Source organism: Hyalangium ruber, from assembly GCF_034259325.1.
In the GTDB taxonomy this organism is placed as follows: Bacteria; Myxococcota; Myxococcia; order Myxococcales; family Myxococcaceae; genus Hyalangium_A; species Hyalangium_A rubrum.
In genome coordinates this window covers 574,265-596,360 of record NZ_JAXIVS010000006.1, presented here as the reverse complement: position 1 = coordinate 596,360, position 22,096 = coordinate 574,265, and the positions used below count along the sequence as shown (strand labels likewise).

General features: G+C 66.5%; 15 protein-coding genes. 12 read left to right on the top strand and 3 right to left on the bottom strand.

The window, feature by feature from the left end; translation table 11 throughout:
- Positions 1-123 precede the first annotated feature (123 nt).
- Together SYV04_RS20530 and SYV04_RS20525 are read right to left on the bottom strand one after the other, a co-directional pair.
- Positions 124-546 carry a YciI family protein gene (locus tag SYV04_RS20530; protein ID WP_321547537.1) on the bottom strand — a complete coding sequence of 141 codons (423 nt, stop codon included), beginning with the start codon at positions 544-546 and terminating at the stop codon, positions 124-126.
- Between the two features lie 258 nt (positions 547-804).
- Complete coding sequence (locus SYV04_RS20525; RefSeq protein WP_321547536.1) at positions 805-3,996, bottom strand: discoidin domain-containing protein; 3,192 nt, start codon at positions 3,994-3,996, stop codon at positions 805-807.
- Positions 3,997-4,086: 90 nt separating this feature from the next.
- Here SYV04_RS20525 and SYV04_RS20520 point away from each other — a divergent pair, with 90 nt between their 5' ends.
- The 7 genes from SYV04_RS20520 to SYV04_RS20490 are packed head-to-tail and all read left to right on the top strand — an operon-like array spanning position 4,087 to position 13,945.
- Positions 4,087-5,154, top strand: coding sequence for a LacI family DNA-binding transcriptional regulator (locus SYV04_RS20520; protein ID WP_321547535.1), 1,068 nt, complete (start codon positions 4,087-4,089; stop codon positions 5,152-5,154).
- On the top strand, positions 5,151-8,063 hold the full coding sequence (locus tag SYV04_RS20515; protein WP_321547534.1) for a TonB-dependent receptor: 2,913 nt from the start codon (positions 5,151-5,153) through the stop codon (positions 8,061-8,063). Before SYV04_RS20520 ends, SYV04_RS20515 begins: the two co-directional genes overlap by 4 nt.
- Positions 8,064-8,080: 17 nt before the next feature.
- Complete coding sequence (locus tag SYV04_RS20510) at positions 8,081-9,526, top strand: glucoamylase family protein (protein WP_321547533.1); 1,446 nt, start codon at positions 8,081-8,083, stop codon at positions 9,524-9,526.
- Positions 9,523-10,821, top strand: coding sequence for a sugar ABC transporter substrate-binding protein (locus SYV04_RS20505; RefSeq protein WP_321547532.1), 1,299 nt, complete (start codon positions 9,523-9,525; stop codon positions 10,819-10,821). The genes SYV04_RS20510 and SYV04_RS20505 overlap by 4 nt, the downstream gene beginning before the upstream one ends.
- Positions 10,818-11,696: a carbohydrate ABC transporter permease gene (locus SYV04_RS20500; protein WP_321547531.1), complete on the top strand. Its 879-nt coding sequence runs from the start codon at positions 10,818-10,820 to the stop codon at positions 11,694-11,696. The genes SYV04_RS20505 and SYV04_RS20500 overlap by 4 nt, the downstream gene beginning before the upstream one ends.
- The gene (locus SYV04_RS20495) at positions 11,693-12,514 is read left to right on the top strand and encodes a carbohydrate ABC transporter permease (RefSeq protein ID WP_321547530.1); all 822 of its coding nucleotides are present in this window, start codon (positions 11,693-11,695) and stop codon (positions 12,512-12,514) included. The genes SYV04_RS20500 and SYV04_RS20495 overlap by 4 nt, the downstream gene beginning before the upstream one ends.
- Before the next feature lie 54 nt (positions 12,515-12,568).
- Positions 12,569-13,945 (top strand): GH1 family beta-glucosidase, encoded by a 1,377-nt coding sequence (locus SYV04_RS20490; protein WP_321547529.1) that lies wholly within the window; start codon positions 12,569-12,571, stop codon positions 13,943-13,945.
- A gap of 69 nt (positions 13,946-14,014) precedes the next feature.
- On the opposite strand, the gene SYV04_RS20485 is transcribed toward SYV04_RS20490, so the two are convergent.
- Positions 14,015-14,941 (bottom strand): hypothetical protein, encoded by a 927-nt coding sequence (locus tag SYV04_RS20485; protein ID WP_321547528.1) that lies wholly within the window; start codon positions 14,939-14,941, stop codon positions 14,015-14,017.
- A gap of 302 nt (positions 14,942-15,243) precedes the next feature.
- Here SYV04_RS20485 and SYV04_RS20480 point away from each other — a divergent pair, with 302 nt between their 5' ends.
- Genes SYV04_RS20480 through SYV04_RS20460 form a run of 5 tightly spaced genes read left to right on the top strand, consistent with a single transcriptional unit; the run spans position 15,244 to position 22,087 of the window.
- A complete protein-coding gene (locus tag SYV04_RS20480; protein WP_321547527.1) occupies positions 15,244-16,944 on the top strand; it encodes an MBL fold metallo-hydrolase in 1,701 nt (566 codons plus the stop codon).
- On the top strand, positions 16,944-18,365 hold the full coding sequence (locus SYV04_RS20475) for an aKG-HExxH-type peptide beta-hydroxylase (RefSeq protein WP_321547526.1): 1,422 nt from the start codon (positions 16,944-16,946) through the stop codon (positions 18,363-18,365). Before SYV04_RS20480 ends, SYV04_RS20475 begins: the two co-directional genes overlap by 1 nt.
- Positions 18,362-19,858 (top strand): radical SAM protein, encoded by a 1,497-nt coding sequence (locus tag SYV04_RS20470; protein WP_321547525.1) that lies wholly within the window; start codon positions 18,362-18,364, stop codon positions 19,856-19,858. Before SYV04_RS20475 ends, SYV04_RS20470 begins: the two co-directional genes overlap by 4 nt.
- A complete protein-coding gene (locus SYV04_RS20465; RefSeq protein WP_321547524.1) occupies positions 19,836-21,164 on the top strand; it encodes a radical SAM/SPASM domain-containing protein in 1,329 nt (442 codons plus the stop codon). Before SYV04_RS20470 ends, SYV04_RS20465 begins: the two co-directional genes overlap by 23 nt.
- Positions 21,161-22,087 carry a hypothetical protein gene (locus SYV04_RS20460; RefSeq protein WP_321547523.1) on the top strand — a complete coding sequence of 309 codons (927 nt, stop codon included), beginning with the start codon at positions 21,161-21,163 and terminating at the stop codon, positions 22,085-22,087. Before SYV04_RS20465 ends, SYV04_RS20460 begins: the two co-directional genes overlap by 4 nt.
- Positions 22,088-22,096: the final 9 nt, after the last annotated feature.

Here is a 22,096-nt window from a genome sequence, read left to right as displayed (position 1 = left end):
TCCTACGAAATGCCCCGCCGCAGTTACCCCACGCTCGCTGAGCTGCTCGCCGCTGTCCGCAGCGCCTTCACCAGCTACCGAAACCGCATGCGGAAAAAGTGAACATGATCTATGGCGGACCGCTTAGTTGCGCCGCGACTCCAGGGTCTTGCGGAGTTCATCCTCCTTCTTCATCAGCTCGCCCGTCGGATCACTCGCAGCGAAGTCCTCCGACTCGGCCACCTGGCGGATTTCTACCTCGCCCTCCTGGAAGGGCGCGCGCTTGAGCCACTCGATGGCCTCCTGCCGCGACTTCACCTGCCACAGCCAGAAGCCGGCGACGAGCTCCTTCGTCTCGCTGAAGGGGCCGTCGATCACGGTCCGCTTCGAGCCCTCGAACCGGACGCGTGCGCCCTTCGAGCTGTCCCTGAGCCCCTCGCCCGCCAGCATCACGCCAGCCTTCACCAGCTCCTCGTTGTACTTCCCCATCTCGATCAGTTGCTTCTCGTCTGGAAGAACGCCCGCCTCGGACTCCTTGTTCGCCTTCACAATCACCATGAACCGCATTGTCGTGCCCCTTTCTGGTCGTGAGCCGGGCTCCCAGGCCCTCTCGCCTGGGGGTGAACCTCAGCTTCTATTGATGCGTCGAACCAGCGGGCGCGAGATCGACACGGCATTTATCTTTCTTTTCTGAGCAGCTAAGCGCTGAAAACGACTGAGCTTTTGTTGAGAAGCCTGCTTGAGCGCCTCTACCCGCCTCCTGGGTAGGCGAGGTGCCGAAGCGGCTTCCTGCCTGCATTCCCGTCCCCAGCCGCCCGCCCGGGGTCAACGCCCTTCCTTGCGTCGAATGAGGACGATGGTCGCCGAAGCACGCACGACCTTGAGCTCGGCGCCGCTCCACTTCACACGGCGACCATCGACGAGCGCATCGGACGGGCCGAAGAGATCGGCGGGGATGATGAAACCTCCAGGCGGCCGGGCTTTTCCCTGGAGACGAACGGTCAAACGGTCTCCCTCCGCCTGCATGGTGAAGCTCAGCGGCCCCCAGGGCGTTCGATAGTTCTGGATACGGACTCCGTCTTCGCGCAGCCAGTTCTCTGGGACGCCTGCGGCGATGACGAGCGCGTCGTCCTCGCGCCGCTCGTACACGAAGAGGTCGAGCGCCGAGCGGATGAAATCAGAGGCGACCCAACCGTGCGGCATGTCCCCGATGAACCGAGGCTCGCGCGGGACGCGCCCCACCACCTCGGCCCACTGGTTCCACGCGAGTGGGCGACGATCTCCCATGAAGAAATCGAGGGCCTGCCTGGCGCGCTCGCGGTGTCCGAGACGGACGAACGCGCCGACAACGCGCCATTCATAAGGCGTGTAATCCTTCCAGGCTGCAGCGCCATCACGTCGCGCCGTGAAGTTCTGCCAGTAGCGCTCGAAGGTTCCTTCCAGGAGATCGGCGGGCAGTTGACGACGAAGTCCCCCGGGTGAAAGCGCGATCGTCGTCGAGGTGGCGTCGAAATCGCCCAGGTCCGCGGCGCCGGCAATATAGGGAATATCGAATCGACGCGCGGTCATGCGCAGGGACGTCATCAGATCGGTGCGAAACTCATCACGCTGTGCGGCGAGGCTCGCCCGCGTCTGGGCATCTCCGAACGTTGCCGCGAGCATGACGGCGTCCTCGAAGCCGCGCAGCGTCCAGAAGTCATCCCAGTAGGAGTAGGCGGGCTTCGCTGAATAGCCTTCGTGCGAGATGGAAGGCGGCATGAGTCCGAAGAGGTTGCGCCGCTCCGGTGTGGCGAGATGGGACGGTACGCGTTCAGAGAGCCGCTGCTGGTTCATGTACCGTGCTGCGGCCTCCACCTTCGGCCAGACGGACTGGAGCAGAGCGCGATCGCCGGTGTAGCGCCAGACCTCCGCCGCGAGATGGATGAACTCACCGTGGCTGTCGTTCTCCGGCACGGGATCGGCTCCGCGCGCATCGACGCAGCAAGGGACCTTGCCGTTGGGGAAGAGGTGCGTCGCATACCAGCGCAGGTAGGCTTTGGCTTCCTCCTCGTGCCCCAGCCGAAGGAGCGCCTCGGCGATCATCGCGCCGTCGCGGATCCAGGAGCGCGCATAGGAGCGCGCACCGGGCCGCAGGATGGGCCCATCCTGCATGATGAGAATGTGCGCGAGCGAAGTGCGGAGGGCGTTCGTCACCGCACGTCCCTCACCGGCCGCATCCACCCGAGTGGTGGAGAGTTCCTTCCGCCAAAAGGCTGCGACGCGCGCATCCTCTTCATCGAGCCAGCGGTCGGGCTCGGTGTGCGGCAGAGCAGGCGTGCCACCCGTCAGCGGCGCGACGATGCCGAGGCGCCTTTCGCCGAGCGGAGGCAGCACAACATCGTAGGCCAGCACACCCGAAGCGAGGCCTGTCTCATCCTCGACCGCGCGCTCGCCTGCTGCATCGGCTCGCATGAGGCGTTGTGGATAGGCGCCACTGTCGAACGTTGAAACGCCTGCCATGTCGGGACGCGCGAGCGGGAAAATGCGACGCGCGCCCACGCTCATCACCTCGCCGTCCCACGCCATGCTCCGGATGGGGCTCACACCTCCCGGCGTCGTGAGAAACTGCGTCGGCGGATTGACCTGCAGTGGGCGCACGACCAGGGCAAGCCGCAGCGAAAGCGGCGCATGGGTGAGATTCCTCAGCGTATAGCGGCCAACGAGGCGATCATTCCCGCGCTCACCGGCCACGAAGGCGTTGACCGTCAGCTTCCAGGCGGGATGCGTCCATTCCACGGACGGCACCGGCAGAGCGTGGTCCGCGAGACGGTGAGCGATCTCAACATCTGCCCAGGTGGTGATGCCTGCCGCGTCGATGACGAATGGCTCTACTGAAGGGCCTCCGCGGCCAAGTTCGAGCGCGCCATCCTCGGACAAGAGCGCGCCATCGCCGCCTCCCTTGACGCCGACCAACGTCCAATAGCTCTGCTCGCCGGCGAATCCGCGTGGATGGAGCCCGCGCGGCGCGCGACGCGCCAGCTCCATGAGGAAGGCGTTCGCATCGGCGCCGAACGGAAGCGGCTCGACGCGAATGTCCGCCAGTCCCAACCCCTGCCCGCCAGGATTCTCCATCCGGATGCGGATGAAGCGGGCTTCCGATTCCGTCGCCAAGATCGGATCTTCCCCCCCGTCTCCTCCGCGTACGCGTCGCAGGAGTCGCCAGCGGAGCCCATCGTCGGAGAGCTCGATGTCATAGTCGCGCGCATGCGCGCCTGGCGCCCATGTGAGCGAGAGCCCGCCAAACTCGCGCATGCGGCCAAGATCGAGCGTCAGCGCCTGCGGGCCACGAGGGGATGCAGGGCTGCGCCAGGCGGTCGCCAGATCGCCGTCGACCGAGAGCGGCGCAAGCGCGTTGGCCGATGTTGCCCGTGCGGCGATCGGCGGCGGCTCCCCGGTCTCGACCGGAAGGCGCCGGAGCATGAGCTGGTCTATCTCGATCCAACCCGCGCCGCCGCCGCTGCCCGCGCTGACCACGACCTCGATCGACGCGGCGCGGCGCAACGTCTTGTCCGCGGTAGGCCCCCAAGCGAAGGAGATCTGGCGTTTCTTGATTCGCACTTCGCGCCATTCGCGATGGACTTGGAAGTCGCGCCGGACGTGCCACCAGACATTGTCGCCGCTGGCGTCCGTCAACTTGAACTCGAGGTTGTTGGGCGCTGTCTCTCCGCGCACGACGAAGGTGATCTCGAAATTCTCCGGCAGGTCGAGCGGAAGGTCTCGATGTGCGAAGGCGTAACCGGCGGATGGGCCAAGATCGAAGGCAAGTCGGAGCGCGCCTCCCTTCTCTCCGGGCACTGGTGCTTTCGTGGCAGAGACGCCATCCGATGCCGCCACCCGCCAAGGCGTGAGGTCATCGAAGGTGTCGAGGGTCATCGGCGCGAAGGGATCAGGCGCGGCCGCGATGAGGATGAGAAGGGATGCTACGGCGGAGGCCACACCCGCCATCCTGGCAACGCGTTCCCTGAGAGCTTTCGTCATGAGCGCCTTCGAGCCTCCCGCACGCCGCGCAGCGTCATCGGGAAAACGTTTACGCCGAGTGAGAAAACGTTTACATGACTGCGCCAGGTCATGGCCAGAACCGCGCGCGAAGGATCGCAAGCCAGCATCAAGGACGTGGCTCGCAAGGCCCGCGTTTCGATCGCGTCGGTGTCACGCGTCATGAACGGCCATGACACCGTGGGCGCCGAGACACGCAAGCGCGTGCTGGCGGCGGTGCGTTCCCTCCACTATGTGCCGCATAGCGGGGCGCGCAGCCTGGCCACCCAGCGAACGAACGTCGTAGGCGTTCTGTTGCCGGATCTTCACGGTGAGTTCTTCTCGGAACTCATCCGCGGCATCGATGCCGTGGCACGCCTCCGACGCCTGCAACTCTTGCTGTCGAGCACCCACGGCGATGCGGCGGAGCTCGCCGTCGCCATCCGCACCATGCGAGGCAGGGTGGATGGGCTCCTCGTCATGTCACCGCACGTCGACGCCGCGCTCCTGGACAAGAACCTGCCCAGCTCCTTGCCGATCGTGCTCCTCAACAGCCCGCTGGAGGATGCCCGGCACTCGACGCTGACCATCGACAGCTACCGCGGCGCGCGCGCGATGGTCAGGCATCTGGTCGGGTGTGGTCACCGGCGGATCGCGCACGCGGCGGGGCCGGAACTCAACCTGGATGCCCAGGAGCGTCTGCGCGGCTATCGCGACGAGATGGCGTCCGCGCTGCCAGGCGTCCCGCCGCAGGTGCTGCCGGGGGACTTCAGCGAGAAATCGGGTTACCTCGCCGGGCAACGCCTGGCCGCCCAACCTGACCACCCCGATGCGGTCTTCGCCGCCAACGATGTGATCGCCGTGGGGTGCATGGTCGCCTTCCGAGAGGCAGGTCTGCGCGTCCCCGACGACATCGCCGTGGCTGGGTTCGACGACATCCCGCTCGCCTCGCTGGTCAGTCCCGCGCTGACCACGGTGCGAGTCCAGATCGCGGCGCTCGGCCGGTCGTCGCTGGAGCAGCTCCTGCTCAGCATCGAAAGCCCGACGCGCTCACGGCCCGTGTCGCGCGCGTTGGTTCCAGAGGTGGTTGTTCGCGAGTCTTGCGGCGCCGAGAAGCCGCCCAAACGACGCTCCCGGCGTCCAGCAGTGAGGTTGCCATGAACAGAAAGCAGGGCAGCAGAATCGACCGGATGTGGGGTGTGTTGGGAGCTGTCGTGTTGCTAGCGGCCGTGCCTGCGCTCGCGCAGAAGACGACGGCGACCATCCGCGTGGACCTCAGCTCGACCAGCGGGGCGACCACCGGCGTGACCGTGCGCGCGGTGAATACGAACAATGGCGCCTCGGCGACCGGAACCGTACGCGCGGACGGCTCTCACTTCCTGACGGGCTTGGAGCCCGGTGAGTACTTGATCACCGCGACCCTGCCTGACGGCAAGGAGGTGCTCCGGACCGTCACCCTGCAGGTCGGCCAGACGGTGGACCTGAAGATCAACCTCGCGGAGGACGTGGCGCTCGATCTCGGCCAGAGCGAGACCGTCGTCGTCGAGGGAAAGACGACAGAGAGTTCGACGTCCGAGGTCGCCACCAACGTCAGCCGCGAAGAGATCGAGAATCTTCCCCAGAGCACCCGCAACTTCCTCAACTTCGCGGCGCTGGCGCCTGGCGTTCGCCTCTCCAACGACGAGTTCAAGAAGAACTACTCGTCCGGCGCGCTCGAGGCCCGCAACACCAACGTCTTCGTGGACGGAGTGAGCCTCAAGAACAACGTCATCGAAGGCGGAGTGGTGGGACAGGACTCGAGCCGCGGAAATCCCTTTCCCCAGCTCGCGGTCAGCGGCTTCCGCGTGATCAGCCAGAACTACAAGGCCGAGTACGAGCAGGCCAGTGGCGCGATCATCTCCGCCATCACGCGCTCGGGCGGAAACGACTTCCACGGCGACCTCTTCCTCACCTATCAGAACAAGTCCCTGGCGGCCCGGAACTACTTCGACGTGGAGCGGGGGGACCTGGAGCGACCCGATCTGCTGCGCTCCCAGTTCGGCGCTGCGCTCGGTGGCCCCCTCGTAAAGGACAAGCTGCACTTCTTCGCGAGCTATGAGGGCAACGTCCAGGACCGCTCGAACCTGGTGACGCTCGGCAATCCCACGCCGGAGAACCAGAGCCTGTTCGGCGAATTCGAAGGCAGCTTCAAGAGTCCCTTCCGCGAGCATCTCGGCTTCGGAAAGCTGACCTGGCGGCCCGCCGGAAACCAGACCGTGGATCTCAGCGCCAGCATCCGGAGAGAGACCGACATCCGCAGCTTCGGTGGTCAGGTGGGGTTCGAGGCTGCCGAGAACGTGCGCAACAACGTGCTCACCGCCGCGGCCAGGCATCAACTGCGGCTGGGAGCGCTGACGAATGAAGCCACGTTCCAGTATCTCGACTCGCAGTTCAACCCGACCGCCGCGACCCCCGACCTGGTGGGGCGAGACTTCTCGGGTGTCATCCGGCTGGGTGGCCGCGACACCAGTCAGGACATCACCCAGAGGGCCTTCACGTTGCGCGATGACGCGACGTTCGCGAACTTCGAACTGGCCGGCCAGCACGTGGTGAAGACCGGCGCCAAGCTCTCCTTCCAGAAGTACCAGATCACGCGCACGCTCTTCGGCAACCCCGTCTTCCGCTTCCGCGAGGACGCCGCCAACAACCTCAGCTACGACTTCCCGTTCGAAGCCTCCTATGGCGTCGGCGACCCGAAGATGGCGGCCAACAACACGCAGTTCGGCGTGTACGTCCAGGACGACTGGGAGATCGCCCGGCGGCTCACCGTGAACGTGGGACTCCGGTGGGATGTCGAGAGCAACCCGCTGAACAATGACTACAAGACGCCCGAGGATGTTCGCGCGGCGGTAGAAGAGCTCGCGCGCCTGGTCGAGCCGACGAACGGGCCTGACTTCTTCCGGGTCGAGAACTACATCACCGACGGGAACCAGCGCCCCATCTTCCTGGGGGCGGTGCAGCCACGGCTCGGCGTGGCGTTCGACGTGCTGGACAACGGACGCACGGTCCTCTTCGCGGGCGCTGGGCGCTACTACGACCGCACGCTGTTCAACACCGCCGTGGACGAGCGGCTCCGCCTTCTGTACCAGGTCCGCACCTTCCAGTTCTCACAGGATGGCTCCCCCCGCAATGGTCAGCCGACCATCGCCTGGCGGCCCGAGTACCAGAGCAAGGCGGGGCTCGATTCGCTGATCGACCAGGGCGTGGCGCCGTCGCCGGAGATCTACCTGCTCGAGAACGACACCAAGCCGCAGTTCACCGACCAGTTCAGCGGCGGTGTCCGGCAGCAGCTCGGCCCGGTCAACACCTCGGTGACGCTCACGTACATCCGCAGCCAGAACGGCGTCGGCTTCTACCCCGCGAACCGCAGGTCGACGGGCAACCGTGACTTCATCCCGACGCCGGGCGGCTTCGGCAATGTCATCATCTCGGTGGACGACCGAACCTCTTCCTACAAAGGCGTGCAGGTCTCGGCGGAGAAGCGCTACTCGAGCGATCTCTCGAAGTGGGGCATTCAGTGGGGCGCGTCCCTGGCCTACACCCTGGGCTTCGCGGAGGAGCGCGGGTCGACCTTCAACTTCGACTACCCGACCGTCAAGGACAGCCCCATCACTCCCACCGATACCGATGAACGTCACCGCCTCGTGCTCTCCGGCATCGTGGGGCTGCCGCTGGATTTCAAGCTGTCCACGCTGATCACGCTCGGATCCGGCCTGCCCTTCAACATCTCCGACGCGTCCCAGGGCTTTGGCCCCACCGAGTACGAGTTCCGCCGCAATGGAGGCCGGGCGGACGGCTTCATTCAGTTCAGCCAGGTGGATGTCCGGCTGGCGAAGGACTTCACGATCTCCGGGGGGCACCGAATCAGCGCCTTCGCGGAGTGCTTCAACCTCTTCAACGCCAAGAACTTCGGTGGATACGACGGGTTCATCCCGCCGTCGACCGATGCCGCGAACCCGAAGTTCGGGCAACCCTCGTCCCTGGTGGCTCCGCCGCGCAACGTCCAGTTCGGCATGGGTTACAGCTTCTGAAGAGGAGGTTCTCCTTGATGGCACGCCCGGGCCGCCGCCCCCTCCTCTCCGTCGTGGTCGCTGCGTTGCTCCTCCCGGGCGCGATGGCGGGCTGCACTTGCAGCAATCCGAAACCAAGCCCGCCCCCGAGCGTCACACCTGCCGCCTCGCAAGAACGGCTGGACGATCTGGAGGCGCGAACCTTTCGCTTCTTCTGGGAAACGGCGAACCCGGAGACCGGTCTGATCCCGGACCGGTATCCGACCCCGTCTCCCAGCAGCATCGCCGCGGTCGGCTTCGGGCTGACGGCGTACGGCATTGGCGTGGAGCGCGGCTATGTGAGTCGCGAAGCGGCGAGAGACCGGGTGCTCACCACGCTGCGCTTCCTCCACGCCGCGCCACAGGGCCCTGAAGCCAGCGGCGTGAGCGGCTACCGGGGGTTCTTCTACCACTTCCTCGACATGAGGTCGGGGCATCGCTTCGAGACGAACGAGCTCTCCACCGTCGATACTGCCTTGCTCCTGGGCGGGGTGCTCTTCGCTCAGTCCTACTTCGATGGCGACTCGCCGCAGGAAGCAGAGATCCGGAAGCTGGCCGACAAGCTCTATCGCAGGGTCGACTGGCGCTGGGCCCAGACCCGCCCGCCCGCCATTTCGCATGGCTGGTCACCCGAGGCCGGCTTCATCCCCTACGACTGGAGGGGATACAACGAGGCGATGCTGATGGTGCTCCTCGCCCTGGGCTCGCCGACGTTTCCCGTCGAACCGAATGCCTGGCAGGAGTGGGCCTCTGGCTACGGGGAGTCCTGGGGGACCTTCTTCGGCCAGGAGCATCTGAGCTTCCCTCCCCTCTTCGGTCACCAATACAGCCATGTGTGGGTGGACTTCCGCGGCATCCAGGACGACTACATGCGCGGCCGAGGGATCGACTACTTCGAGAACAGCCGCCGCGCCACGTATGCACAGCGCGCGTATGCGATGAGTCAGTCCGAAGTCTGGAAGGGATACGGGCAGGACGTCTGGGGCTTGACCGCCTGCGACGGGCCGGCCGATGTGGAGCTCGACTATCAGGGCAAGCGCCGGTTGTTTCGCAGCTACGCGGCCCGAGGCCCGGGGATCCATGACGATGGCACCCTGGCGCCTACCGCCGCCGCCGCATCCATCCCATTCGCCCCCGAGATCGCAATCCCAGCGGTCATGGAGATGCATCGCCGCTACGGCGAGCACATCTACTCCACCTACGGATTCCTGGACTCCTTCAACCCCAGCTTCACCTACGACGTCCCGCTCAAGGAGGGCCGCCTGGTGCCGGGCTTCGGTTGGGTGGCCACTGACTACCTGGGCATCGACCAAGGACCGATCATCGCCATGATCGAGAACCACAGGAACCAGTTCGTGTGGCGAGTGATGCGTAAGAACCCCTATCTCCGTACAGGTCTCGAGCGCGCGGGGTTCAAGGGCGGCTGGCTCGAGGAGCAGAAGTGACGGAGGCTGGCGCGGGGAAGACCGGGCGGCATGCGCGATGGCTTTCCATCGCCGCGCTCGTGTGTGGCATGGCCGCCTGTCCCAGACCCGACTCGGGCGAGATCGTGCTCGAGTTCTGGGCCATGGGTCGTGAAGGCGAAGTGGTGGCCGAGCTGACCCGCGGCTTCGAGGCCCGCCATCCGGGGATCCGCGTCAACGTGCAGCAACTGCCCTGGCAGGGGGCGCACGAGAAGCTTCTGACCGCTTTCGTGGGTGACGCGACGCCCGATCTCGCGCAGATGGGAAACACCTGGGTCCCAGAGTTCGCCACGCTCGGAGCACTCGCTGCCCTGGATCCGGCCGCCGCGACGTCGCCCGTCGTCGAACAGGAGGATTACTTTCCCGGCATCTGGGACACCAACGTCATCGATGACCGGCTCTTCGGCGTCCCCTGGTACGTCGACACGCGGCTGCTCTTCTATCGGCGCGACCTCCTGGCCCAGGCGGGCTTTGACCACCCGCCCCGGAGCTGGGAGGAGTGGAGGCAGATGCTCATCGCCATCAAGCGACTGCCTGGCGCGGAGCACTATTCGATCCTGGTGCCGCTCAACGAGTTCGAGCCGCTGCTCCTGCTCGGCCTCCAGCAGGAAGAGCCCCTCCTGCGGGATGACGGACGCTGGGGCAACTTTCGCAGTGCGGGCTTTCGGCGCGCCCTGGGCTTCTACCTGGAGCTGTTCGAGCAGGAGCTGGCTCCGCGCGCGACCAACACGCAGATCTCGAACGTCTGGAACGAGTTTGCCCGCGGATATTTTGCCTTCTACATCACCGGCCCCTGGAACATCGGCGAGTTCAAGCGCCGTCTGCCCAAGGAACTCGAGGGCCACTGGATGACGGCACCGCTGCCCGGTCCCAGCGGCCCTGGCCTGTCGAATGCCGGTGGCTCGAGTCTGGTGGTGTTCGCGGACTCCCGACGCAAGGAGGCGGCCTGGAAGCTCATCGAGTACCTGTCGCAGCCCGAGATCCAGCGTCGCTTCTACGCGTTGTCGGGCGACCTGCCGCCTCGGCGGTCGAGTTGGGCGGGCTCGGAGCTCAGCGGTGACGTCCACGCTGCCGCGTTCAGGGAGCAGCTCGAGCGCGTCGAGCCCACCCCCAAGGTGCCGGAGTGGGAGCGCATCGCCACCGAGCTGAGAATCGTCGCCGAGCAGGCGGCGCACGGAGGCCTGACGGTCGACGCCGCGGTCGAGGAGTTGGATGCGCGCGCCGATCGCATCCTGGAGAAGCGGCGCTGGATCCTGACGCGGGAGACCGGAGATTGAAGACCTCGCACGCCGGGTGGGTCTTCGTGACGCCCGCCCTGTTCATGATCGCCGTCTTCTTCCTGCTGCCGGTCCTCGCCGCGCTGGGCCTCAGCCTGACGGACTTCGACATCTACGCCCTGGCCCGACTCGACAACCTTCGTTTCGTCGGGGGCGGCAACTATCTGCGCCTGCTCCAGACTCCGCTCTTCTGGAAGGCCCTCGGAAACACACTCTTCTTCGTCCTCGTCGGCGTTCCGCTCTCCATCGCGGTCTCGCTGATGGCGGCGCTGCTCCTTCACTCGGCGGTGGCGCGTGGCAAGGCGATCTTCCGGACCGCGCTCTTCGCGCCGGTCGTGACCACCCTGGTCGCCGTCGCGGTGATCTGGAACTACCTGCTGCACACCCGCTACGGCCTCATCAACGATCTTCTCGGACGGATCGGCATCCCCCCGATTAACTGGCTCGGCGATCCCCGCTGGGCCATGCCGGCGATCATCCTGTTCGCGGTGTGGAAGAACTTTGGCTTCAACATGGTCATCTTCCTGGCCGCGCTGCAGAGCATCCCGGAGGAGCTGTACGAGGCTGCGCGCATCGAGGGCGCCACGGCCCTCCAGCAACTGCGCTTCGTCACCCTGCCCTCGCTCGCTCCCACGCTGGTGCTGGTCAGCATCCTGACCATGGCTGGCTACTTCCAGCTCTTCGCGGAGCCCTACGTCATGACGCAGGGAGGCCCGCTGCAGAGCACGACCAGCGTCCTCTATTTCATGTACGAGGAGGGCTTCAAATGGTGGAACCTGGGCTCCGCCTCGGCGGTCGCCTTCCTCCTCTTTCTTCTGATGTTCGCCGTGACCCTGGTGCAGTCCTTCGCCCTTCGTCGCTGGAGTGAGCCATGAGGCTGAGGTCGCGGGCCATCCTGGTGAATGCGGCCTTGCTCGCGGCGGCGGCCATCAGCCTGGGCCCTCTCGTGTGGATGGTGTCGGTGTCCTTCATGGCCCCGGGAGAGGCGAGCAACACGCCTGCGCCGTTGCTCCCCCGCGCGGCCACGCTCGAGAACTACCGCCAGCTCTTCGCCCAGACGGGGATGGGCCGCAGCTTCGCCAACAGTCTGTTCCTGGCCACGGCGGCCACCCTGCTGGCGCTCGTCTTCAACGTCAGCGCGGGCTATGCGTTCGCCAAGCTGCGCTTCGCGGGCCGCGAGCGGATCTTCCGGCTCCTGCTGGGGGCGCTCATCATCCCTGGACAGGTCGCCATGATCCCCTTGTTCCTGCTGCTCAAGCAGATGGGGCTCGTCAACACGTACCTGGGCGTGCTGCTCCCGTCAGTGGCGAGCATCTTCGGCATCTTCCTCGTGCGACAGTACGCGCTCTCCATTCCGGACGAGCTGCTCGAGGCGGGTCGCATCGACGGAGCGGGCGAGCTCCGCCTCTTCTGGTCGATCGTGCTCCCGTCGCTCAGCCCGATTCTGGTGACCCTGGCGATCTTCACCTTCCTCGGATCCTGGAATGACTTCCTGTGGCCGCTCATCGTGCTCACCGATGACGATCGCCATACGCTCCCCGTCGCTCTGGCGTCCCTGACGCGAGAGCACGTACAGGACAGCGAATTGATGATGGCCGGCGGCGTCATCACGGTGTTACCTGTCCTGGTGCTGTTCCTGGTGCTGCAGCGCTACTACATCCAAGGGCTCCTCGCGGGGAGCATCAAGGGATGAAGTCGCGCCGAAGCGACCGCCGCCTCTGAGATCACCCACCCACATCGAACCGGAATGACCAAGACCATCGAATTTCCACGAGGATTCCTCTGGGGCAGTGCCACCTCGGCCTATCAGATCGAGGGCTCGCCGCTCGCCGACGGAGCGGGTCCCAGCATCTGGCAACGCTTCCTGCACACCCCCGGCCTGACGCCCAGCGGCGACACCGGTGATGTGGCCTGCGATCACTACCGGCGCTACGCGAGCGACGTGGCGCTCATGCGCGAGCTGGGGATGCAGGCCTACCGCTTCAGCGTCGCCTGGAGCCGCATCCTGCCCCAGGGCAAGGGCGCCGTGAACCCGGCCGGCCTCGACTTCTACGACCGGCTCGTGGATGAGCTGCTGAAGAACGGCATCGAGCCGATCATCACGCTCTTTCACTGGGACCTGCCTGCCGCTCTCGACGATCTCGGCGGCTGGCTCAATCCCGACATCGCGCACTGGTTCGCGGACTACGGGGCCACGCTGTTCCGCCGGCTCGACGACCGGGTGAAGAAGTGGGCGACACTGAATGAGCCGTGGGTCGTGTCCGACGGTGGCTATCTGCACGGCGCGCTCGCCCCGGGTCACAAGAATCTCTACGAGGCACCCATCGCCTCGCGAAACCTCATGCGGGCGCACGGCGCGGCGGTCCAGGCCTATCGCGCCACGGGCAAGAACCAGATCGGCCTCGTGGTGAACCTCGAGCCCAAGTACCCCGCCTCGGACAGCCCAGCCGACCTGGCGGCCACCGCTCGAGCAGACGCGTACATGAACCGGCAGTACCTCGACCCCGCGCTGCTGGGAACGTGTCCGGACAGCGAGCTGACCGAGGTCTTCGGCGCAGCGTGGGAGCCCTGGTCACAAGAGGCGCTGAAGCTGGCCCATCAGCCCATCGACTTCCTCGGCATCAACTACTACACGCGCAACGTGACGCGCTTCGACGAGCGCTCCTGGCCACAGCGGGCCGCGCCGGTGCGGCAGAAGCAGGCCACGTACACCGAGACGACATGGGAGGTGTTCCCACAGGGCCTCATCGACACGCTCGAGATGGTGAAGAAGCGCTACGGCCCGATTCCGATCTACATCACCGAGAACGGGGCCGCCTTCTTCGACCCTCCAGTCGCCGAGGGCAACCGCATCCGGGATCCGCTGCGAATCGACTACCTGCGCAAGCACCTGACGGCCGTCCATACCGCCATCCAGCAGGGAATCGATGTGCGCGGCTACATGCTCTGGTCCTTGTTCGACAATCTCGAGTGGTCGCTCGGCTTCTCCAAGCGGTTCGGCATCGTCCACGTCGATTTCGAGAGCCTGAAGCGAACTCCCAAGGACAGCGCGCGCTTCTACTCGCGCGTCATCGCCACGCACGGCGCTGCCCTGAGCGAGCCGCCGGACGGCCCTAGCCGCTGAAGATTGGCATGCGCTCTCAGGCTTCCTCCTGGCGACGAGCATTGGGGGAAGCCGCGTGCCACGAGTTTTCTAGGGGCAGAGCCGCTCGACCGACTTGATCCGCACCGCTCCGTCGACGTTCGGGTCGTTTGTCTGGTCGCCGATGGCGATGGTGCCGGTCGTCGTGAAGTTGTTCCGCGTGAGCTTCGCGACGCCGTCGATGCTCACCGTCGCCACCTTCGCGGCATCCACCGCGAGCTCGTAGACATGATACGCGCCGTCGGTCACAGAGAACGCCGCGGCCTGCGTGTCGTCCGCCCAGCCGATCGCCGCGCTGTCGAGGTAGATCATCTGCGAACGATCCGTGCTGTTGCCGGCCGGCGGCGTGAAGCTCCCCAAGATGGCCGCGCCGCTGTCCAACTGGTTATGGGTGTTCACCGACTCGACCTGCATCGTCACCTGGAGTTTGAACGGCTTCGTTGCGTCGAACGCGTTCGCCCGCGCGATGAGCAACTGCCCGCTCGTCCTCCCTCCGCTGTTCGTTGACGTCGCGAGGCGAACGTAGTCCGCGCCGTACGTGAGCGTGTTCGGCGCCTGCGCGATCGTCGTCCAGCCTTGCGCCGTGATGTCGTCGCCGCCGACCAGCAGCGGAACGCTCGCGCGCGCCGTCCACGCCGTCGTCGACGTCGCCGGCACGCACGTCTCGCAGGCGTTCGCCGGGTTCGGCGTACCCGCGGCGTAGACCACGCCGTCGATGAAGCACTTCGGGCTGCACGCGCCGGCCGAGCAAACCTGTCCCGGGTTGCACGACGCCCCGTCCGCGCGTTGCGTCCACGTGGTCGCCGACGTCGCCGGCACGCACTGTTCGCACGAGTTCGCCGCGTTCAGCACCCCGGGGGCGACCTGCTTGCCGTCGATCTGACAGAGCGCGGCGCAGACGCCACCCACACACGCCTCGCCGGTCCCGCAGGCGTTGTCGCAACCACCGCAGTGAGCCGGGTCGCTCTCGATGCTCACACAGGAGCCGCCACACAGCGCGACGCCGACGCTGTCGCAAATCACTGGCACAGACGCGTCGGGTGTAGGAACGGGTGTGGGGGAATTATCTCCGCAAGCAGCTACGAAGCCGAGCACGACGAGGAAGGAGAGCGCGGTAGAGCGAATGGAGGCCATAGCGCCTGCCACCTTACGCGACTCCACGCGATGCGATGGATTGGACACGCGGCTCCGCGAGAGACCGCAGTCCCGCGAATAGTCAACGTATTGACGGAAGAATCGCCTTCCCCCTAGCCTCTGGAAAATCAGAAAGGTCGAGACAAGTGGAAACCTGGGTCGAGCATCTTGGTCACACGTCCTTCGCCATCCGACGGGGACCGCTGCGGCTGCTCATCGACCCAATTCTCGTCCGGCAGGATGGAAATTTTCGACTGCCCACCTGCCCGCGATGGCTCCTGCCGGAGTCGGACACCATCGACGCCGTCTTTCTTTCACACGGCCACGACGACCACCTGCACCCGCCCAGCCTGCTGGGGTTGTCGCCCGAGACAGCCATCTACTTCCTCGACGAGGACCCCAGGACGTGCTCGTGCGCCGAAGGGCCGGAGCTCCTGCTGAAGTCGCTGGGCTTCCACCGGGTACATGCCTTTCGCCCGGGGGACGTCATCGAACTCAAGGAGGGGGTGCGGGTCCACATCATCCCCGCCGCGGCCTCGACGGAGGGCGAGGAGCAGTGCTGCTTCCTCGTCGAGACTCCAGACGTCCTCGTCTTCGATGGCGTGGATGTGAGGGATACCCCCGTCACCCGTGACGCGCTGAAGCCCTTCCGCGGCCGCGTGGATGTGGCCTTCGTCCCCACGGGGGCCTCGCTCCAATGGCAGGGTTTCTGGAACCAGATGGATGGCGTGGAGGCGCTGGGCTTCGTCCGGTGGCTGGAGCCCGCGCGCGTCGCCACGTGTGGCGGCTCGCTCGCGCTGGCGGCGCGCCCCCAGGTGGGCGTGCTGGAGCGCTACCCCCATGATCTGGCGGACTGGCTGGCGCTGGCGGCGAAGCACCTGGACACGCGCACGCTGATAACCGAGCGCCCCCCCTACCGCCTTGCCTACCAGGAGCACCGGACGCAGGGCTGCACTCCCCTGCAACCCGCGTCGCGGCGGCCTCCGCCTGCGCCCGAGATCCGGCGCCCCTCCGCGCTGCTGGCCACCGTTTTCACCGGCTACAACCCCCACAAGCCCACGCGCCTGCTGCGCTGGACCCAGGCAGGGCTGGCCGAATGGCTGCGGCCGTTCGCGCTGGCGCGGGACGTCGTCTCCCACTCGCACGAGGACCTGCGCGCGCTGGTCAAGCGGTGCGCGCTGTCCGCCAACAAGTCCCCCGCCGCCGTATTCGCACCCACCACCCTGCGGCGACTCGTGACGGGCGGGGCCTGGGACCTGGCCGCGCGCCTCACGGCCTTGATTCCGCCACCGCCCTCGGAGCCAGCGGAGCTGGAGTGGACCTTCTTCGAGGTGGCCGAAGCGCTCCTGGAGAACGCCGGGGGCATCGCCGAGCCCCTGCGCGGCGACCTTCGCACCTGCCAGTGGCTGGACCGGGAGCTCTTCCACCTCCTCCAACTGGTGCATCAGATGTCCGCCTTCGCCCCGCTGCCGCAGTCGAAGCTGGCACCGCTGCGGGAAGCGCATGACGCAGCCCTGCGCGTCGACCTGGACCGCCGGCGTCCGATGCTCACCCCCCACCACCTCCTGCTCGACGCGCAGCAGGCAGCCCTGTTGACCGGCGAAGTCCAGCCTCCCGACGTGGCGGCCCTGCTCTGCTACGCGGACCCCGTCGGCGTCCGCCGGCTTCCCCTCACCGCGCTCGAGGCCTTCGTGCTCGAGCGGTGTGATGGCCGCTCCTTCGGCCAGCTCGTCGACGAGGTGCTCGAGCAACTCTCAATGCCCCGGGCCGAGGTGCATGAAGCCCTGCAGTCGTTGCTCTTCCGCCTTTCACACAGCTCCGTGCTTCTGCTGGATTGGAGTCGATAATGGATGCTCAATTGTCGCAGCTCTTTCCCATCGCCCTCTCGTCCACACACCATGCACAGATTCGGGAGCATCTGCACAGCGTGCGTGTGGGCGTCGTCGACTCGCTGCTGAGCAACCTGGACACCCCCGCCACGGCACAGCGGCTGGGGCCTCGCGTGGGCGAGTTGCACGCCTTCCTCTCCGGGCTGCTGGAGCTGTCCGCCCAGTCTCCCGAGCGCTTCGGCGAGATTTTCGGCCACTGGAGCCTGGGCCTGATGCTCGGCTCACTGATGGGGCCCAACCCCCGAGACGACTTCCAGCGGGACCAACTGCTGAGCAACATCTGCGCGCTGCGGTTGACGCAGGCCCTGGAGGACAAGGGCTCGCAGGGCCGCTTCACCACCACCAGTGATTTCTACGATCTGCTGAGGGACCGCCGCGTGCGCGTGCAGGGTGCCGACCCGAAGCGCGTGCAATGGGAGCTGGCCCAGGGCGCGGTCACCCTTCGCGCGGAAGGTGCACAAGAGCCGTTCGCAAAGCTCCCTCTGCCGCTCGCCACCCCGGGCCTCGCCCCACACGTGAGCCTCGAACCCCTGCCACGCTCCGAGCCTTGGGGCGTGCCCATCGTGGATAATCGCCGCCTCCTGAGCCTGCTCGGCAGCGAGCAGCATGATCCCGATACCGGCGAGCCCACCGCCGGTTGGGAGCCGCTGACGATGAAGGAGAGCACGACCGCGGCCCATGGAATCATCAAGGACCTGTGGCCCGAGGTGCTGGACTGGGCTGGCGCGCTGCTCACCGCCTTCGTGGACATGAACGCGCCCCCGCGCAAGTCCGTCCACCGCTCGGCCTCGTATGGCGCCGGCTCGCCCATCTTCCTCACCCGCGTGGACACCCCGTTCAAGCACGCCGAGGACGTCGTCCACGAGCTGCAGCACCAGCGCATGTTCCTGACGCTGAACACCAGCGACTACGGGCTCTGGCATGACTCGCGGCAGATCTTCGTGTCGCCCTACCGCAGCGACCCGCGGCCGCTACAGGGGCTGCACCTGGGCATCCACGCCTTCCTCGCGGTCAACCGCTTCCGGCTGCGCGTCATGGAGCGGATGGGCTTCACCCCCGAGCGCCGCCATCACCTGTTCAACCTCCACAGGACCAACCTCTTCTCCTTCCGGACCATGCTGGAGCACGAGCAGCTGTCCGCGCACGGACGGGCCGTCTTCGTGGAGTATGCTCGCGAGCTCATCTCCCAGCACAAGCTCATCGAGGCCTTCGTCACTCCGGAAATGAACGAGGCGTTCAACCGCCGCATGGGCGAGCACACCGACAAGGTGCGCGCCAGCGGCGCCGCGCTGGTGAACGACTCCCCCGACTACATGAACTGGGAGCAAACCGTGGAAAAATCCATCCGCTTCGTGAAGGACGAGGGAGGAACGCTGTGAAGCTGCCAGGACTGCGCTACCGGGATGAGTGGATCCCGAACTTCTTCCCGGCCCGCGAGGTGGGCCCCAACCAGTTCCTACGCCTGTCGCGCGTGGGGTCGATGCAGGTTCTCACCGAACAGGAGAACCGCCAGATCGACGAGATCTCCATGGACCCGGCGCTCTTCCAGCGCCTGGAGCAGACCGGCCACATCGTCACCACGGACAACGCCCAGCGGGTGATGGGGGACCTCAAGAAGTGGCAGAGCCGCACCTACTGGGGGCCCGGCCTCCACATCGTGGTGCTGACCAAGCGGTGCAACCTCAACTGCACCTACTGCCACATGAACCCGGAGAAGATTTCCGAGGACCCCAAGAAGTTCGACATGCAGCCGGACACGGCCACCGAGGTCATCCGCTTCGCCCTGTCCACGCCCTCGCAGCGCATCGACTTCGAGTTCCAGGGCGGCGAGCCGTTCCTCAACTTCGAGGGCATGAAGCACTTCGTCCTGGAGGCCAAGCGGCAGAACGAGTCCGTGGGCAAGCGGCTGGACTTTACCGTGGTGACCAACCTGATGGTGGTCAACGACGAGCACCTCGAGTTCTGCCGCGAGCACGGCATCCACCTGTCGTACTCGCTCAACGGCCCGCAGGACATCCATGACAGCATGCGCATCACGCGCAGCGGCTCCGGCTCCTACAAGACGGTGATGGAGCGGCTGCGGTACTTCCAGGAGAAGTACCCCGGGATGCTCAGCACCTCCCCGCTGTGTGTCATTGGCAAGGACAACGCCAAGCACACCCGGAGGATGATCGACTTCTATCACGAGCAGGGCTTCAAGGGCGTCGCCATCCTCAAGCTCAAGCACCTGGGCAACGCGGCGCGCAGCGCGATGCCCTTCGACATCAACGAGTTCCTCCACTACTACCTGGACGGGCTGGATTACATCTACGAGAAGAACCAGCGGACCGGGGAGAACTACGCGGAGCGCACGCTGCGCGTGCTGCTGCTGAAGGTCATCGACCGCGCGGACGGCGGCTACGTCGACTGGCGCAACCCGGTGGGCGACTTCAACGGGGCCATCACCTACGACCATGACGGAGAGATCCTCCCTTCGGACGAAGCCCGCTCGCTGCGGGAGTTCTTCGGCCTGGGCAACGTGCGAGGTGCCACGTACGAGGGGCTGCTGCGCGGCGGCAAGGCGCTGCTGTCCACCAACCTCTCCATCCGGGACCGCGACTCGAAGTGCCGCGAGTGCGCCTACAACCCGTACTGCGGTGTGCTGCCCGTCCTGGACTACGCGCGCACCGGGGACCCTACTCCCCGGCCCCACGTGTCCGAGGAGTGCATCCAGACGCTCGCCATCCTCGACTGGTTCTTCAAGCGGCTGCTCGACGACCCCATCCCCATGTTCCGCATGCTCCCGGGCATGGACGACTTCCTGCTGAGCATGGTGGAGCAGGCTCCCAAGGCGTCAGAGGAGGTGTCGAGTGCCTTATCTGCGCAACGCTGAGTTCGCCGGGAGCCTGCTGGACTTCCCGAGCAAGATCCAAATCCAGACGACCAACCGGTGCAATTACACCTGCCCCATGTGCCCGTACCCGGAGAGCGCCGGGGGCAGGGAGGGTGTGCGCCTGGATGACGCGCTCTATCACCGCCTCATCAAAGAGGTTCGCGAGGCGGGGCGGCGGGTGAAGCTCTGCCTGATGCTCCAGAACGAGCCGCTGCTGGACAAGCGGTTCCTGGACCTGCTCGACGAGGCGCACCGGGCCGAGGACGCCATCGCTTCCATCTCCACCGTGAGCAATGGCAGCGTGCTGGACACGGCGATGCTCGACCGGCTGATGACGTACGAGCGCTTCTTCCTCACCCTGTCCATCAACGCGACGGACCGGGAGCGCTACCGGGAGATCCACGGACGGGACTTCTGGGACCGCGTCCACGGCCTGCTTAGCAACTGGAACGGCCCCCGCCGGCGGCTGCGCCTGTCCTTCGTGCTGGACTCCCGCTCGGTGGACGAGGCCCGCCGCTTCCAGGAGTACTGGCGCTCGCTGGGGTACTGGACGCGCTTCGTGCCCATCAACGCGCGCGTGGACGAGATGACGCAGAACGCCCGCGTGCATGAGTTCGACGAGTCCTACGGCCACTGCCACTATCCGGTGGATACCCTCAACGTGCTGGCGGACGGCTCCGTCATCCTCTGCTGCAACGACTGGAAGCACCTGGACCGTTACGGCAACCTGAGGACCCAGGGCATCTCCGAGGTGTGGAACGGCCCGCAGCTCACCCGGCTGCGTAAGGCCGCGCTGGAAGGCACCCTGAGAGAGCACCCCATGTGCAAGGCGTGTGACTACCCGGTGCGCTCCTCGCAGCGGCTGCGCCTGGAGTCGATGGTCTCCCAGGAGCCCGCCGCGCTGGAGGGCGGCGGCGCGCAGCCGCATGTGGTGCATGAGACGTCCCTCAGGGCCCCGGGCCTGTCGAGCCCGCTGCCCGCTCTGGTGTGGGCCGTGGACGTGCCCGAGGGCGAGGTGACGCTGCTGATGCCTCGTGAGGCCGCCGACCAGCTTCCCGAAGCAGTGCTGCTCGAGCTGCGCATCGGCCACGCGGGCGCGTTCAACTTCGGCGCGCTGGAGCCGGTGTGGTGCCCGGGCAAGGTGCGCCTCGAGGGCCCCGCAGCGGGCACGGAGGATGCCGTCATCCTGCGTGTCACGCTGGACCGCTCGCGCGAGGAGTTCCAGTTCCTGCGCTGGTACAGCGAGGACTGGGCAACCCGCGCCGCGCCCGCCACCGCAGCCCCCCTGCTCGCCGCCAATCGATGAACCAGGCCCTCCCCGCCGTGCGAATCCTCCCCCCGTCCCGAGCGCTGCTGGATTCCGTCCGCCAGGAACTGGGGGAGAACCTTCCCCCGGAGCACCGCCCGCTGCTGGGCCTGCTGAGCCTGTCCGACTTCCTCACGGTGGCCACCGTGCTCCACCAGGAGCGCGCGGTGGGAAGGCTCATCCTCCCCATGGAGCGGGTGCGGCCCACCATGGAGGCCATCGGCGCGCTGGGCCTGTATGTGCGGCGCGGCGCCATCGACTTCGTGGAGCCCCGGGGTCCCGTCGAGGGGACCGACCACGCCCGCCACGAGCTGCCCAGCGGGACGCCGGGCGCCACCCACGGCATGTTCTACTTCGGTGTGGCCGAGGATCTGCTGGAGGGCGCGGACGTGCTGGAGCAGACGAACCAGCACGCCATGCTGGCCAGCCTCTTCGGGTACCCGGAGTGCTGCGTGCAGCTCTTCACGCGCACCGGGGAAGAACGGCTGGACAAGACGCCGGACAGCATTCCCGACCTGGGCCCCTTCCCGCGGCTGATGAACCCCTGTCTGCGCTACCTCTTCGGGTTCCAGCTCATCTTCCACTTCCCCTGCTCCCCCCGCTGCGAGCGCTCGCGCACGCTCTTGGAAGGGCGGCTCGCATACCTGAAGCGCCACGCTCCTTCCGCCGCGGGCGTGGCCGCGCTGGGGACCGGCATCACCCTGTACGGACCGCGCACGGGCGTCGCCCTGGTGACGCGCTCACGCCAGGTGGCGGAGCAGACCTTCGAGGTGGAAGAGGTGGTGGCCGCCGGGAGCAAACTTCCCGCGCTGCTGGCCCACGCACCGTCACCCGTGCAGCTCACCCTCCATGGCGCGCACGCCTTCGAGCTGGGGGGCGTCGCGGTGGAAGACGTGCATGCCTTCGTCGCCCGCTACGAGTGAAGCGCCCCT

Coding starts and splice junctions, on each gene's coding strand:
- SYV04_RS20530 (WP_321547537.1), bottom strand. CDS start 546: ATGCGGTTCATGGTGATTGTGAAGGCGAACAAGGAGTCCGAGGCGGGC.
- SYV04_RS20525 (WP_321547536.1), bottom strand. CDS start 3,996: ATGACGAAAGCTCTCAGGGAACGCGTTGCCAGGATGGCGGGTGTGGCC.
- SYV04_RS20520 (WP_321547535.1), top strand. CDS start 4,087: ATGGCCAGAACCGCGCGCGAAGGATCGCAAGCCAGCATCAAGGACGTG.
- SYV04_RS20515 (WP_321547534.1), top strand. CDS start 5,151: ATGAACAGAAAGCAGGGCAGCAGAATCGACCGGATGTGGGGTGTGTTG.
- SYV04_RS20510 (WP_321547533.1), top strand. CDS start 8,081: ATGGCACGCCCGGGCCGCCGCCCCCTCCTCTCCGTCGTGGTCGCTGCG.
- SYV04_RS20495 (WP_321547530.1), top strand. CDS start 11,693: ATGAGGCTGAGGTCGCGGGCCATCCTGGTGAATGCGGCCTTGCTCGCG.
- SYV04_RS20490 (WP_321547529.1), top strand. CDS start 12,569: ATGACCAAGACCATCGAATTTCCACGAGGATTCCTCTGGGGCAGTGCC.
- SYV04_RS20475 (WP_321547526.1), top strand. CDS start 16,944: ATGGATGCTCAATTGTCGCAGCTCTTTCCCATCGCCCTCTCGTCCACA.
- SYV04_RS20460 (WP_321547523.1), top strand. CDS start 21,161: ATGAACCAGGCCCTCCCCGCCGTGCGAATCCTCCCCCCGTCCCGAGCG.